Origin of the sequence: Bradyrhizobium sp. SZCCHNR1015 (assembly GCF_032489875.1) — a bacterium.
Taxonomy (GTDB): domain Bacteria; phylum Pseudomonadota; class Alphaproteobacteria; order Rhizobiales; family Xanthobacteraceae; genus Bradyrhizobium.
Genome location: NZ_JAUEYW010000006.1, coordinates 147957 through 162309 on the forward strand (window position 1 = coordinate 147957; position 14353 = coordinate 162309).

At 65.7% G+C, this 14353-nt stretch carries 15 protein-coding genes; 9 read left to right on the forward strand and 6 right to left on the reverse strand.

Going from position 1 to position 14353, the window contains the following annotated elements; translation table 11 throughout:
- The first annotated feature begins 39 nt into the window (after nucleotides 1-39).
- From QX128_RS12360 to QX128_RS12385, 6 genes are all read left to right on the forward strand, one after another.
- Nucleotides 40-315, forward strand: a complete 276-nt coding sequence (locus tag QX128_RS12360; RefSeq protein ID WP_002714638.1) for a DUF1153 domain-containing protein — start codon at nucleotides 40-42, stop codon at nucleotides 313-315.
- Nucleotides 316-650: 335 nt separating this feature from the next.
- Nucleotides 651-2249, forward strand: coding sequence for a flagellar basal-body MS-ring/collar protein FliF (fliF, locus tag QX128_RS12365; RefSeq protein ID WP_316182368.1), 1599 nt, complete (start codon nucleotides 651-653; stop codon nucleotides 2247-2249).
- Between the two features lie 44 nt (nucleotides 2250-2293).
- Nucleotides 2294-3388, forward strand: a complete 1095-nt coding sequence (gene fliG / locus QX128_RS12370) for a flagellar motor switch protein FliG (protein ID WP_315714167.1) — start codon at nucleotides 2294-2296, stop codon at nucleotides 3386-3388.
- Complete coding sequence (locus QX128_RS12375) at nucleotides 3388-4011, forward strand: FliH/SctL family protein (RefSeq protein WP_316182367.1); 624 nt, start codon at nucleotides 3388-3390, stop codon at nucleotides 4009-4011. Before fliG ends, QX128_RS12375 begins: the two co-directional genes overlap by 1 nt.
- A gap of 30 nt (nucleotides 4012-4041) precedes the next feature.
- Nucleotides 4042-4389: a flagellar motor switch protein FliN gene (gene fliN, locus QX128_RS12380; protein WP_015669138.1), complete on the forward strand. Its 348-nt coding sequence runs from the start codon at nucleotides 4042-4044 to the stop codon at nucleotides 4387-4389.
- A 53-nt stretch (nucleotides 4390-4442) separates the two neighbouring features.
- The gene (locus QX128_RS12385) at nucleotides 4443-5822 is read left to right on the forward strand and encodes a sigma-54 dependent transcriptional regulator (protein WP_316237565.1); all 1380 of its coding nucleotides are present in this window, start codon (nucleotides 4443-4445) and stop codon (nucleotides 5820-5822) included.
- 444 nt (nucleotides 5823-6266) lie between these two features.
- Here QX128_RS12385 and QX128_RS12390 read toward each other — a convergent pair whose 3' ends face one another.
- From QX128_RS12390 to QX128_RS12415, 6 genes are all read right to left on the reverse strand, one after another.
- Nucleotides 6267-6422, reverse strand: coding sequence for a hypothetical protein (locus QX128_RS12390; RefSeq protein WP_284421132.1), 156 nt, complete (start codon nucleotides 6420-6422; stop codon nucleotides 6267-6269).
- Nucleotides 6423-6502: 80 nt separating this feature from the next.
- On the reverse strand, nucleotides 6503-7078 hold the full coding sequence (locus tag QX128_RS12395) for a flavin reductase family protein (RefSeq protein WP_315803355.1): 576 nt from the start codon (nucleotides 7076-7078) through the stop codon (nucleotides 6503-6505).
- Between the two features lie 14 nt (nucleotides 7079-7092).
- Entirely contained in the window at nucleotides 7093-7953 is an 861-nt protein-coding gene (locus QX128_RS12400) for an ATP-binding cassette domain-containing protein (RefSeq protein ID WP_316237566.1), read from the reverse strand.
- A 10-nt stretch (nucleotides 7954-7963) separates the two neighbouring features.
- Nucleotides 7964-8770 carry an aliphatic sulfonate ABC transporter permease SsuC gene (gene ssuC / locus QX128_RS12405; protein WP_316182359.1) on the reverse strand — a complete coding sequence of 269 codons (807 nt, stop codon included), beginning with the start codon at nucleotides 8768-8770 and terminating at the stop codon, nucleotides 7964-7966.
- Nucleotides 8767-9942 (reverse strand): FMNH2-dependent alkanesulfonate monooxygenase, encoded by a 1176-nt coding sequence (ssuD, locus tag QX128_RS12410; RefSeq protein WP_316237567.1) that lies wholly within the window; start codon nucleotides 9940-9942, stop codon nucleotides 8767-8769. Before ssuD ends, ssuC begins: the two co-directional genes overlap by 4 nt.
- Before the next feature lie 35 nt (nucleotides 9943-9977).
- A complete protein-coding gene (locus QX128_RS12415) occupies nucleotides 9978-10934 on the reverse strand; it encodes an aliphatic sulfonate ABC transporter substrate-binding protein (protein WP_316217465.1) in 957 nt (318 codons plus the stop codon).
- Between the two features lie 374 nt (nucleotides 10935-11308).
- On the opposite strand from QX128_RS12415, the gene napE reads away from it, so the two are divergent.
- From napE to napA, 3 genes are read left to right on the forward strand one after another with little or no spacing between them, the layout of a single operon-like run.
- Entirely contained in the window at nucleotides 11309-11494 is a 186-nt protein-coding gene (gene napE, locus QX128_RS12420; RefSeq protein WP_316182353.1) for a periplasmic nitrate reductase, NapE protein, read from the forward strand.
- 16 nt (nucleotides 11495-11510) lie between these two features.
- Nucleotides 11511-11831, forward strand: coding sequence for a chaperone NapD (locus QX128_RS12425; RefSeq protein ID WP_316182352.1), 321 nt, complete (start codon nucleotides 11511-11513; stop codon nucleotides 11829-11831).
- Nucleotides 11832-11846: 15 nt separating this feature from the next.
- Nucleotides 11847-14351 (forward strand): nitrate reductase catalytic subunit NapA, encoded by a 2505-nt coding sequence (gene napA, locus QX128_RS12430; RefSeq protein WP_316237568.1) that lies wholly within the window; start codon nucleotides 11847-11849, stop codon nucleotides 14349-14351.
- Nucleotides 14352-14353: the final 2 nt, after the last annotated feature.

Here is a 14353-nt window from a genome sequence, read left to right on the forward strand (position 1 = left end):
TTACCGTGAGTTCAGTGGTTAAGAGTTTGTGAGTACGCCATGACAGAACCCCATCGCCCGAGGGTGAAATACGTCATCGGGCCTGACGGCAGCCCGCTCACCATCGCGGATTTGCCTGCGCCAGGCACCAAGAGGTGGGTCATTCGCCGGAAGGCTGAAGTCGTTGCCGCCGTTCGCGGCGGCTTGCTGTCCCTCGAGGAAGCGTGCAGCCGCTACACCCTGACCGTCGACGAATTCCTGTCGTGGCAGTTCTCGATCGACCAGCATGGTCTCGCCGGCCTGCGCACCACCCGAATTCAGCAATATCGCCAATAAGACGTTACCGACGCGACGGGATTTGTTCGAAAATCGGCTTGGCCCCGCCAAGCCGATTTTTTGCATGTCTACACTTTGTTAGGACCCTTTAACCATCGTTAACCATATCGAAACCTTCCCATAGGCAATAATTGCCCAGCGGTTCGATCCAACCTCCGCGCCCCCTCTGCGACTGGCGGACGTGGCGGCTGACATCGGATCGCCACCTGGAATGCGGGTGCTGGTGAAGGTTAAGGATTGAATTTCGCGATCTATGCAACCGGCCGTAAAGGCCCGCGAAGCTCACATCGCCTTTCAGCGGCCACCCGTCGAATGCCGAACTATGGGGCAGTTGCTTGCAAGGTCTCTTGGACTTCCTGAAGGGTTTGGGCGCCGCGCGGCTCACCGCAATGATCGCGGTGACCGCTGCTTTGATCGGCTTCTTCGGCTTCGTCATCATGCGCGTGACCGCGCCGCAGATGACCACCCTCTTCACCGACCTGACGATGGAAGACTCCTCCAGCATCATCAAGGATCTGGAGCGGCAGGGCATTCCCTTCGAGATGCGCAATGAAGGCAGCGTCATCCTGGTGCCCAAGGACAAGGTGACCCGGCTGCGCATGAAGCTCGCCGAGGGCGGCCTGCCCAAGGGCGGCGGCGTCGGCTACGAGATCTTCGACAAGTCGGACGCGCTGGGCACCACGAGCTTCGTCCAGAACATCAACCATCTCCGCGCGCTCGAAGGCGAGCTTGCCCGCACCATCCGCGCCATCGACCGTGTCCAGGCCGCGCGCGTCCATCTCGTCCTGCCCGAGCGGCCGCTGTTCTCGCGCGAGACCCCGGAGCCGTCCGCCTCGATCGTCGTGCGCGTGCGCGGCACCCTCGAGCCGGCGCAGATCCGCGCCATCCGCCACCTCGTCGCCTCCGCCGTCAACGGCCTGAAGCCGCAGCGGGTGTCGATCGTCGACGAGGCCGGACAGTTGCTCGCCGACGGCACCCAGACCGACATCGACCAGCAGGTCGGCGACGAGCGTCGCAACGCCTTCGAGAAGCGGATGCGCAAGCAGGTCGAGGACATCGTCTCCTCGGTGGTCGGAGCGGGCCGCGCCCGCGTCCAGCTTTCCGCCGATTTCGACTACAACCGCATCACCCAGACCTCCGACCGCTACGATCCGGAAGGCCGCGTGCTGCGCTCGAGTCAGACACGCGAAGAGCAGTCGGCGACCAACGAGAACAACGGCCAGGTCACGGTCAACAACGAGCTGCCGGGCAACCAGCAGAACCAGTCGCCGCAGCAGCCGCGGGACCAGAGCAAGAAGACCGAAGAGACCAACAATTACGAGATCTCCCGCACCACCAAGACCGAGGTCACCGAGGCCGGACGGGTCAACCGCATCTCGGTCGCGGTTCTGGTCGACGGCGCCTATTCCAAGAACGAGAAGGGCGAGCTGGTCTATCAGGAGCGCAGCAAGGACGAGCTCGACCGCATCGCCGCACTGGTCCGCTCCGCCATCGGCTTCGACCAGAAGCGTGGCGACCAGGTCGAGGTGGTCAACCTGAAATTCGCCGACGCTCCCGCGGTGCCGCAGATCAACGAGCCCACCGGCTTCCTCGGGATGCTCCACTTCACCAAGGATGACGTCATGTACGTCATCGAGCTCGCGGTGATGATGCTGCTCGGCATCGTGGTCGTGTTCATGGTGGTGCGGCCGCTGGTGAAGAAGATCATCGCCACCGAAGAGATCGCCGTCCCGGGCGGCGGCCTGCCGGCGCTCACCGACGAAACCATCCAGGCAGCCGCTCACGCCCAGCAGACCGCCAACATGATCGACGTCGCCCAGGTCCAGGGCCAGGTCCACGCTCAGTCCGTCCACCGGGTGGGCGAGCTGGCCGACCGCAACCCGGGCGAAGCCGCCGCCATCATCCGCCAGTGGCTCGCCGAGCCGCAGAGCTGACCCGATCGACGTGAACCGCCTGAACTGAAAAGAACGTAGACGCCATGTCGCTGCCGCAGACCCAGAACGCCAACGCCAACAACAACGACATTTCCACGGTCATCGCGACCTTGGCGAGCCGCCAGGCGCAGCGCGAGAAGACCGAGCCCTTGAGCGGCCCGCGCCGCGCCGCGGTGATGATGCTCGCCCTCGGCGAGCAGTACGGCGGCAAGATCTGGCAGCAGCTCGATGACGACGAGGTGCGTGAACTGTCGCTGGCGATGTCGACGCTGGGAACCATCGAAGCCGACGTGGTCGAGGACCTGATGCTCGAATTCGTCTCGCGCATGTCGGCCTCCGGCGCGCTGATGGGCAATTTCGACGCCACCGAGCGCCTGCTGCAGCAATACCTGCCGCCGGAACGCGTCAACGGCATCATGGACGAGATCCGCGGCCCCGCCGGCCGCAACATGTGGGAGAAGCTCTCCAACGTCCAGGAAGAGGTGCTCGCCAACTACCTCAAGAACGAATATCCGCAGACCATCGCGGTCGTGCTGTCCAAGCTGAAGCCGGAGCATGCCGCCCGCGTGCTCGCGATCCTGCCCGAGGACATGGCGCTCGACGTCATCGGCCGCATGCTGCGCATGGAAGCGGTGCAGAAGGAGGTCATCGAGCGCGTCGAGCAGACCCTGCGCGTCGAGTTCATGTCGAACCTGTCGCAGACCCGACGCCGCGACGCCCACGAGGTGATGGCCGAGATCTTCAACAATTTCGACCGCCAGACCGAGACCCGCTTCATCACGTCGCTCGAAGAAGAGAACCGCGAATCGGCCGAGCGCATCAAGGCGCTGATGTTCACCTTCGACGACCTGATCAAGCTCGATTCCGCCTCGGCGCAGACCCTGCTGCGCAATGTCGACAAGGACAAGCTCGGCGTGGCCCTCAAGAGCGCCAACGAGGAGGTCCGCAACTTCTTCTTCGGCAACATGTCGTCGCGCGCCGCCAAGATGCTGCAGGACGACATGGCCGCGATGGGGCCGGTGCGGCTGCGCGACGTCGACGAGGCGCAGGCCCTGCTCGTCAACCTCGCCAAGGATCTCGCCGCCAAGGGCGAGATCATGCTCAGCAAGAACCGCGCCGACGACGAACTGGTGTATTGATGGCTCAGCCCGCGAAATTCCTGTTCGATACCGACTTCGCCGCGCCGGAGAAGGCGACGCGGGAGCGCGCTGCCGCCACCTCCGCCGAGATCGCACAGAAGGTCGCGGCCGCCGAAGCCGCCGCCTATCGCAACGGCTACGAGGCGGCGCAGCGCGAAGCCAAGGTCGAGGCCGACCGCCGCGTCGCCTCGGCGCTGGAGCAGATCAACATCCAATTGCAGGGCATCTCCGCACGCTTCGAAGGCATCGAGCAGCGGATGGAAACCGAGGCCGTCGATGTCGCGGTCGCCGTCGCCCGCAAGCTGTGCGCGGCGCTGGTCGAGGCGGAGCCGCTCGGCGAGATCTCCGGACTCGTGCACGACTGCTTCGCGCATCTGGTGGCGACGCCGCACCTCGTGCTGCGCATCAACGACGCGCTGTACGAGCTCGCCCGCGAGAAGATCGAGAAGCTCGCCAAGCAGAGCGGCTTCGAGGGACGCCTCGTGATCCTCGCCGAGCCGGAGATCGCGACCGGCGACTGCCGTATCGAATGGGCCGATGGCGGGGTCGTGCTGGAGCGCGCTGCGATCGACGCCAAGATCAACGAGCTGGTCGGACGCTACATGGCGTCCAAGAAGAACTAGGCCGCCGTGGTGGCCGAGGGAGTTTAAGTCATGAGCGACAACGAGATCCCGCTTCCCGACCTCAATGCGGCGGACGCGCCTCCGCTGGGCGGGGACGTCGGCTACAATGAAGAAGAGCATGCCGCGCGCATCGCGGCCGACCTCGAAGCGGTGTTCGACGTCCCGGTTCAGGTCTCGGCCGTGCTCGGCCGCTCGAAGATGGATGTCGGCGAGCTGCTGAAGCTCGGGCCCGGCACCGTGCTCGAACTCGACCGCAAGGTCGGCGAAGCCATCGACATCTACGTCAACAACCGGCTCGTGGCACGCGGCGAGGTGGTTCTGGTCGAAGACAAGCTCGGTGTGACGATGACCGAAATCATCAAGTCCGACCGCAACTGACAGACATGACCTGCGTGCCGATCGAGAGCGGCACGACCGAATAGGAGACCAACATGCGGCTTCTCATCGTCGGAACGCTGAAGGGCCAGCTGACGACGGCCACCAAGATCGCCATGGAGAACGGCGCCACCGTCACCCATGCCGAGGACAACGAGCAGGCGATGCGGGTGCTGCGCGGCGGCAAGGGCGCCGACCTGCTGCTGGTCGACGTCGCGCTCGACATCCGCGACCTGGTGATGCGGCTCGATGCCGAGCACATCCACGTGCCGATCGTCGCCTGCGGCATCACCAGCGATGCCCGCGCCGCGGTCGCCGCCATCCATGCCGGCGCCAAGGAATACATTCCGCTGCCGCCGGATCCTGAGCTGATCGCGGCGGTGCTCGCCGCTGTCGCCAATGACAGCCGCGATCTGGTCTATCGCGACGAGGCGATGGCCAAGGTGATCAAGCTCGCCCAGCAGATCGCCGGCTCCGACGCCTCGGTGATGATCACCGGCGAATCCGGCACCGGCAAGGAGGTGCTGGCGCGCTACGTCCACAGCCGCTCGGCCCGCGCCAAGCGTCCTTTCATCTCGATCAACTGCGCCGCAATCCCTGAGCACCTGCTGGAGTCCGAGCTGTTCGGCCACGAGAAGGGTGCCTTCACCGGTGCCGTCGCCCGCCGCATCGGCAAGTTCGAGGAGGCCAATGGCGGCACGCTCCTGCTGGACGAAATCTCGGAGATGGACGTGCGGCTGCAGTCGAAGCTGTTGCGCGCGATCCAGGAGCGCGTGATCGACCGCGTCGGCGGCACCCGTCCCGTCCCTGTCGACATCCGCATCATCGCGACCTCCAACCGCAACCTAGCCGACGCCGTGCGCGAGGGCACGTTCCGCGAGGACCTGCTGTTCCGGCTCAACGTCGTCAACCTCAAGATCCCGCCGCTGCGCGAGCGCCCCGCCGACATTCTCGAACTGGCGCAGCATTTCGCGCGCAAATATTCCGAGGCCAATGCCGTCCCGCTGCGGCCGATCTCGGCGGAGGCCAAGCGCATCCTCACCACCAACCGCTGGCCGGGCAACGTGCGCGAGCTGGAGAACACGATGCATCGCGCGGTGCTGATGGCACAGGGCGACGAGATCGGGCCGGATGCCATCCTCACGCCCGACGGCGCCCGCCTCGACATCGGCAAGAGCCAACCCGCCGTCGCGCATGCTACGATGGCGGCGGAACAGGTCACGCGCGCCCTGGTCGGCCGCACGGTCGCCGATGTCGAACGTGACCTCATCCTGGAGACCCTGAAGCACTGCCTGGGCAATCGGACACATGCGGCCAATATCTTGGGCATCTCGATCCGCACGTTGCGCAACAAGCTCAACGAATATGCCGACGGCGGCGTGCCGATCCCGCCGCCGGGCTCCGGCGACACGCCGCGCATGCCGAGCCCCGTATAATCTGCCCATCCGGATCGTTCTCGGCGGCGCGCTGGCCCTCGGCGCGCCGCTTGCCGTTTCGCCGGCCGGTGCCGCCACGCGCGGCGTGCTGTCAGGCTGCTGGGAGCAGACGTCGCACGCACCGCTCGTCACCCCATCGTCGAGTCAGGAATGGGGCGTCCGGAGCTGGTGCTTCGCAGGAAAAGGCAAGCTGATCTCGCGAACCATCGCCTGTGGCAGGGAGGGCTGCGACGGCTGGGACAATGAACGCAGCTATCGCTGGCGGCCGCCCACGCTGTCGCTATCCGACGTCGAGACGTCGCCGGATGGCGGACACATCAAAGTGTGGCGCCGCTGCCGCGTGCAGTTTCTGACCGACGATTGGATGCAGCTACAGGACTGTGAACAGTCCGCGGATCCGTGGGTTCGCGAGAATACGCCGGCGCGGCGTCGCCGGGCACAGCCTCACGAATAGTTCGGCGCCTCGGGATTGCGGAAGATGTGAATGGGATCGCCGGGCGTGAACTCGCGCTGCGTCAGGACCGCGTACGCATACAGCGCGAGATAGAGGATGGCGACCGTGCCGATCGCATACAGAGCCCAGGTTCCGATCCGCTTCATGATTTCCGCTGCTGACGCCGACAGCGGCTTTTAAGGCGTCCGCAGGAAAGTTGCCAGCTCGCCCCGGGAGCGTCGGAACATTACGGCGTCAGCCGCGGATCCGGGACGCTGAAGGCCGCGAGCCGACCGTGACCGTCGTCGCGATCAACCCCGACATAGCTGCCATGCCAATACGCCAGGGCCGCCGACTGCGGCGCCACATCGATATGCACCACTTTGCCGATCACGATGGCATGGGAGTGCCGCTCGATGATCTCCTCGACCTCGCAATCCAGCGTCGCGAGCGCTCCGACGAGGAGCGGCACACCGGTGACCCGTTTGCGCCACTCGGCCCCTGCGAAACGTTCGACGCCGCGCAAGCCACCCTTACCCGCAAACCGTTCGGCCACGCCGATCTGATCCGCCGCCAGCAGATTGGCGCCAAAAACGCCCTCCCGCTGCAGAATTGGCCAGGACGAGGCGTTGCGGTTGAGGCTGACGATGATGGAGGGAGGCTCGACCGCAAGTGACGACAGCGAGCTCACCGTCATGCCGGTGACCTCATCGCCGCGTCCGACCGTGATGACGCTGACGCCTCCGACCAGTTGGCGCATCGCAGAGCGAAAATCCGGCTGGAGCGCCGTGGCATCAGGCATGTGACGGACGATGGAGTTCATTGCGTTGACCTTTCCTACCCCGTCGTGCCCGGTCCAAGCAACTGGCCCAGGATCGAGCCTTCCAGCGCCGCAAGCTCGGCAGAGCCGCGCTGGCGCGAGCGCGGCAGATCGACGCTGATGTCCTCGGCGATCCGGCCGCTCTCGATGACGAGGACGCGATCAGCGAGGGCCACGGCTTCCGCAACGTCATGGGTGACCAGGATTGCGGTGAAGGTTTGATCGGCCCAGACCCGCTCCAGCAGCCGCTGCATCGCGATCCGCGTCAGCGCGTCCAGCGCGCCGAGCGGCTCGTCGAACGCCAGCAGGCGCGGACCGCTGACCAGCGCGCGCGCCAGCGCGACGCGCTGCTTCTGACCGCCGGACAGCACCGCCGGCCATTGGTCGCGCTTGTCGGCGAGACCCACCTCCTCGAGCGCCCGCCGCGCCCGCTCATGCGCACCGGCGGCCTTGCGCTCGCGGCCGAGCCCGACCTCGACATTGGCGAGCACCCGCGCCCATGGCAGCAGCCGCGGTTCCTGGAACATGACGCGGACGTCCTCGGGCCGCGCGGCCGCTTCGCCGAAGCTGATCGTGCCCGACGTCGGCTTGTCGAGGCCGGCAATCAGCCGCAGCAGCGTGCTCTTGCCGCAGCCGCTCTGGCCGACGACGGCGACGAACTGGCCGGCCGCGATCTCCAGTTCGATGCCGCGCAGCACCTCGTTGTCGCCGAACGCCTTGCGGAGATCGCGGATCACGAGCGGCAGGCCGCGTGTCTCGGGTTTGGCCGGACTCACGCTGTGCTTCCTCACGGGGCGGAAAGCCTCAGCATGCCCGATCACATCGGGGCCGTCGATCGCCTCCACACCGGAGACGGGAATTCGGAGCGCTTGCTGCATTTCCAGAACCTCAATGCTTGCTGAAGGCCGGATGCCAGGACAGCGTCAGCCGCTCCAGCACCCGCGAGGCGCTGTCGGCGACCTTGCCCAGCAGGGCGTAGATCAGGATGGAGAGCACGACGACATCGATCTGCATGAACTCGCGCGCCTGCATCGCCATGTAGCCGAGGCCCGAGGACGCCGCGATCGTCTCGGCGACGATCAGGGTGAGCCACATGATGCCGAGCGCGAAGCGCAGGCCGACGAAGATCGACGGCAGTGCGCCGGGGAAGATCACCCGGCGAAACAGCTCGCGGTCGGACATGCCGTAGACGCGGCCCATTTCAATGAGTTGCGGATCGACCGTGCGAATCCCGTGCAGCGTATTCAGGTAGACCGGAAAGAACACGCCGAGCGCCACCAGAAACAGCTTGGCGCTCTCGTCGATGCCGAACCACAGGATGACCAGCGGGATCAGCGCCAGATGCGGCACGTTGCGGATCATCTGCAGAGTGGTGTCGGTCAGCTTCGCCGACAGTTGCGACAGGCCGTTGGCCAGACCGAAGGCGAAGCCGATGCCGCCGCCGATCAAAAAGCCGATCGAGGCGCGCCAGAAGCTGACCCAGATGTTGCGGCCGAGCTCGCCCGACCACAGCAGCTTCCAGCCGGCGCGCGCCACGTCGCTCGGCGCCGGCAGCACGCGTGGCGAGACCAGGCCGGCGGCCGAGGCCGCCTGCCAGATCAGGATGATCGCGAGCGGCACCAGCCAGGGGATCAGCCCATCCGCGCGCGGCACCGCGAGCCTGCGGACCTTGGGAACACTTTCGATCAGACTCATGATTGCGAGGCCCTCTGCAACGGACGGTGCTCGTTGGCGATGGTCTCACCGAACGGGCCGGTATTGGTGCAGAGCCTGGTGACGTTGCCCGTCCGCTCCGACACATTCAAGCCAAGCTTGGGAAACACCAGCTCGGCGAAGCGGTAGGCTTCCTCGAGATGCGGATAGCCCGAGAGGATGAAGGTATCGATGCCGAGATCCTGGTACTCGCGGATGCGCGCCGCCACCGTGTCGGGATCGCCGACCAGCGCCGTGCCGGCGCCGCCGCGGACCAGGCCGACGCCGGCCCACAGGTTCGGGCTGATCTCGAGCTTGTCGCGTCGGCCGCCGTGAAGCTGCGACATCCGCTGCTGCCCGACCGAATCCATGCGGGCAAAAATCTTCTGCGCCGAGGCGATGGTGTCGTCGGTGACGTGCTTGATCAGGTCGCCGGCGGCCGCCCACGCCTCGTCATTGGTCTCGCGCACGATCACATGCAAGCGGATACCGAACGACAGCTTGCGGCCGCGACTGTCGGCGACGGCCTTCACCTTGGCGATCTTGGCCGCGACATCGGCCGGCGGCTCGCCCCAGGTGAGATACTTCTCGACGGTGTCTACCGCGACGTCGATGCCGGCATCCGACGAGCCGCCGAAGAACAGCGGCGGCCGCGGCGACTGCACCGGCGGGAACAGCAGCCGGCCGTCCTCCACCGTGATATGCTTGCCGCTGAAGTTGACCGCCTCGCCTTCGAGCAGCGCGTTGTAGACGGTCAGGAATTCGCGCGTGACCTCGTAGCGCTCCTCATGCGACAGGAAGATGCCGTCGCCTTTGTTCTCGACCGGATCGCCGCCGGTGACGACGTTGACCAGCAGCCGGCCGTTGCTGACGCGGTCGAGCGTCGCGGTCATGCGCGCGGCCACCGCCGGCGATTGCAGGCCGGGCCGCACCGCGACGAGATAGCGCAGCCGCTCGGTGAACGGCGCCACCGCCGAGGCCACGATCCAGGAATCCTCGCAGCTCCGTCCTGTCGGGATCAGCACGCCGTAATAGCCGAGCTGATCGGCGGCCTGCGCGACCTGGCGCAGATAGTTGAAGTTGACCTCGCGGCCGCCCTGCGAGGTGCCGAGATAGCGGCCGTCGCCATGGGTCGGCAGGAACCACAGCACGTTGGGCTTCGAAGCGTTACTCATGTCAGTCTCTTTCGGATTGGGATGGCGATCAGGCGTCAGGTGGACGGCGTCCACTTCCAGACGATGTCGCTGACGTTGACCTGTTTCGGAATGAGGCCGACGCGGGCGAACCGATCCGCCACCGCCTGCTGGCTCCTGATGATGTCGTCGTCGAGCGGCACGACGCTGTAGACCGAACGGTCGACGAAGCGCCTGACCGCCGCGATGTCGACGCCGGTCGCCTCGGCCTGCGCCTTGGCCACCTCGTCGTGATGGCTGTTGGCCCAGATGCCCTCGGCGGCGAACGCGGCGTTCAGCCTGGCGACGATGGCGGGATACTTCTCAACGAAGTCGGAGCCCACGATGTAGAACGAGTTCGGCTTATGCACGTCCTTGTCCCACGCGATCACCCGTGCATTCTCCTTCAGCTCGGCGAGCGCGAGGTACGGATCCCAGATCGACCACGCGTCCACCGAGCCCTTGACGAAGGCCGCGGTGGCATCGGCCGGCGCGAGCGGCGCCGGCGTGATGTCGCTCCACGACAGGCCCGCCTTCTCGAGTGCTGCGACCAGCAGATTGTGCGCGCTCGAGCCCTTGCCGAAGGCGACGCGCTTGCCCTTGAGATCGGCAAGCGTCCTGATCGGCGAATCCTTCTGCACCACGATCGCCTGGCTGCTGCCGTTCTGCTTGACGGCGGCGGCGTAGCGGATCTTGGCGCCCGCGGCCTGCGCGAAGATCGGCGGCGCGTCGCCGACATAGCCGAAATCGACGCTGCCGACATTGATGGCCTCAAGCAGCGGCGGACCGAACTGGAAATCGACCCAGACGATCTCGATGCCGAGAGGCTTGAACGTCTCCTCGATGGTGCGGCGCGCCTTCACGGCGGGGAAGAAGCCGCCCTTCTGGGTGCCGATGCGGATCTCCTTCGGCCTGTCCTCGGCGCGCAGCGGCGCCGCGCAGCTCATCACCGCAGCTGATGCCAATGACAGTTTGAGAAAATCGCGACGCTTCATTGCCCTCTCCGACCCTTGCGCATCCGCATTGATGCGATGCAAGGGATGATGGTGGCGGGCGAAACGCGTGTCGAGCACCCCGGAAAAATAGCGATGCCGGTCCTGTTTCGTCACACGGCGAAGGGATGTTCGTATCGAGACGCCCGTGCAAAGCAGCGAGAATCTCTCACGATCGACAACGCGATCACGGGTCTTCACAGACCATCAACCACGATCGCACCGGCATGCTCGCCGATCCGCGACCAATTGTCCCCGCGGTTCCGCCGCTTGATCCAGGTCAAGCCTTTGACAAGGCTTCCTTGCTTAACGTTGGAACAGGCGCGGCCCGGATGCCGCAACCCCTCCTGAACCTCCCCCTAGCCGAGAATTCTCTCATGTCGCTCATTGGCGGCGATGCGAACGCGCGTGCGCGTCGCAGACGCATGGAAATTTTTGCCTTCCTGTTTCTCACTGCCGTGCTGATGCCTGCGCTCGCGGTCGCCACCGTCGGCTCCTACGGACTCACGGTGTGGGTCTACCAGATGATGGCCGGACCGCCCGGGCCGCCCGCGGCGCACTGATCGGAAGGACCCCGCCGTGCTCTCACACCGCACCTCCCTCGACCGGCGCGCGCTGATCACCGGCCGCGTCCTCACCGCCGATCCCGTCGTCGCACCAGCCAAGGGCGAGATCGCCTCGATCATCGTGCAGACCCGGCCCGAGCAGCTCGACCGCGTCGAAGCCGACATCCTCGCGCTGTCCGGCTGCGAGATCCACGGCCGCGATATCAGAGGCAAGCTGATCGTCGTCGTCGATGCGCCCGATGCCGGCGCGCTCGGCGCCACCATGAACCGGATCGGACTGCTGCCGCACGTGCACTCCGCCTGCCTCGTCTTCCACGCCATCGACGCCGGCTAATCACACGAGACTCCAATGACCGACATGAAGATCGATCGCCGCCAGATGCTGAAGCTGGAAGCCGCCGCGATTGCCGCGGCCGCCGCCGGCATGCCGAGCGCCTCGCTCGCGGCGAACCTCGTCACCGAGCGCGAGCAGAGCGAGCTGAAATGGGACAAGGCCGCCTGCCGCTTCTGCGGCACCGGCTGCAGCGTGATGGTCGCGACCAAGGACAACCGCGTCGTCGCCACCCATGGCGACATCAAGGCCGAGGTGAATCGCGGCCTGAACTGCGTCAAGGGCTATTTCCTGTCCAAGATCATGTACGGCCATGATCGCCTGACGCACCCGATGCTGCGCAAGACCAACGGCAAGTACGACAAGAACGGCGAGTTCACGCCGGTCACGTGGGACGAAGCCTTCGACATCATGGCGCAGAAGTACAAGGAGGCGCTGAAGAAGCGCGGGCCCTCCGGCGTCGGCATGTTCGGCTCGGGCCAGTGGACGATCTGGGAAGGCTATGCGGCCTCCAAGCTGTTCAAGGCCGGCTTCCGCTCCAACAACATCGATCCCAATGCGCGGCACTGCATGGCGTCGGCCGTGGCCGGCATGATGCGCACCTTCGGCATCGACGAGCCGCCCGGCTGCTACGATGACATCGAGGCCACGGACGCGTTCGTGCTGTGGGGCTCCAACATGGCGGAGATGCATCCAATCCTGTGGACCCGCGTGACCGATCGGAGACTGTCGACGCCGCATGTCAAGGTCGCCGTGCTCTCGACCTTCGAGCACCGCTCGTTCGACCTCGCCGATATCGGCATGGTGTTCAAGCCGCAGACCGACCTCTACATCCTCAACGCCATCGCCAACCACATCATCACGACAGGCCGCGTCAACAAGGACTTCGTCCAGGCACACACGGTGTTCAAGAAGGGCCAGACCGACATCGGCTATGGCCTGCGGCCGGAGCATCCGCTGCAGAAGAAGGCCAAGGGCGCCGCCAACCCGAACGACGCCACCGACATCTCGTTCGACGAGTATGCGAAGTTCGTCTCGGACTACACGCTTGAGAAGGCCGCCGAGATGTCCGGCGTGCCGTTGAACCGGCTGCAGGCGCTCGCCGAGCTCTATGCCGATCCGAAGACCAAGGTGGTCTCGTTCTGGACCATGGGCTTCAACCAGCACACCCGCGGCGTCTGGTGCAACAACCTCGTCTACAACATCCATCTTCTGACCGGGAAAATCGCCGAGGCCGGCAACAGCCCGTTCTCTCTGACCGGGCAGCCCTCGGCCTGCGGCACCGCGCGCGAGGTCGGCACCTTCTCGCACCGTTTGCCCGCCGACATGGTGGTCACCAACAAGGAGCACCGCGCCAAGGCCGAGCACATCTGGCAGCTGCCGGAAGGTACGATCCCGGACAAGCCGGGCTATCACGCGGTGCTGCAGAGCCGGATGCTGAAGGACGGCCTGCTCAACGCCTATTGGGTGCAGGTCAACAACAATTTGCAGGCCGGCCCCAACGCGAACGAAGAGACCTATCCGGGCTTCCGCAACCCCGACAATTTCATCGTCGTCTCCGACGCCTATCCGTCGGTGACCGCGCTCGCCGCCGATCTCATTCTGCCGACGGCGATGTGGGTGGAGAAGGAAGGCGCCTATGGCAATGCCGAGCGCCGCACCCAGTTCTGGCACCAGCTCGTCTCGGCGCCGGGCGAGGCGCGCTCCGACCTCTGGCAGCTGATGGAGTTCTCCAGGCGCTTCAAGATCGAAGAGGTCTGGCCCGAGGAGCTGATCGCCAAGAAGCCGGAGGTTCGCGGCAAGACGCTGTTCGACGTGCTCTACAGGAACGGCCAGGTCGACAAATTCCCGGTCGACCAGATCGAGCCGGGCTATGCCAATGACGAATCCAAGGCGTTCGGCTTCTACGTCCACAAGGGCCTGTTCGAGGAATACGCCTCGTTCGGCCGCGGCCACGGCCATGACCTGGCGCCGTTCGAGGCCTATCACAAAGAGCGCGGCCTGCGCTGGCCTGTCGTCGACGGCAAGGAGACGCGCTGGCGTTTCCGCGAGGGCTCCGACCCTTACGTCAAGTCCGGCACCGGCGTGCAGTTCTACGGCTTCCCCGACGGCAAGGCGCGCATCTTCGCCCTGCCCTACGAGCCGCCGGCGGAATCGCCGGACAAGGACTATCCGTTCTGGCTGTCGACCGGACGCGTGGTCGAGCACTGGCATTCCGGCACGATGACGCGCCGCGTGCCCGAGCTCTACAAGGCGTTCCCCGAAGCCGTCTGCTTCATGCATCCGGACGATGCCGAGGCCGCGAACTTGAGGCGCGGCGACGAGGTCAAGGTCGCCTCGCGGCGCGGCTTCATCCGCGCCCGCGTCGAGACCCGCGGCCGCGACAAGCCGCCCCGCGGGCTCGTCTTCGTGCCGTGGTTCGACGAGTCCAAGCTGATCAACAAGGTGACGCTCGACGCCACCGACCCGATCTCGCTGCAGACCGATTACAAGAAATGCGCCGTGCGCATCGAGCGGGTGTGACG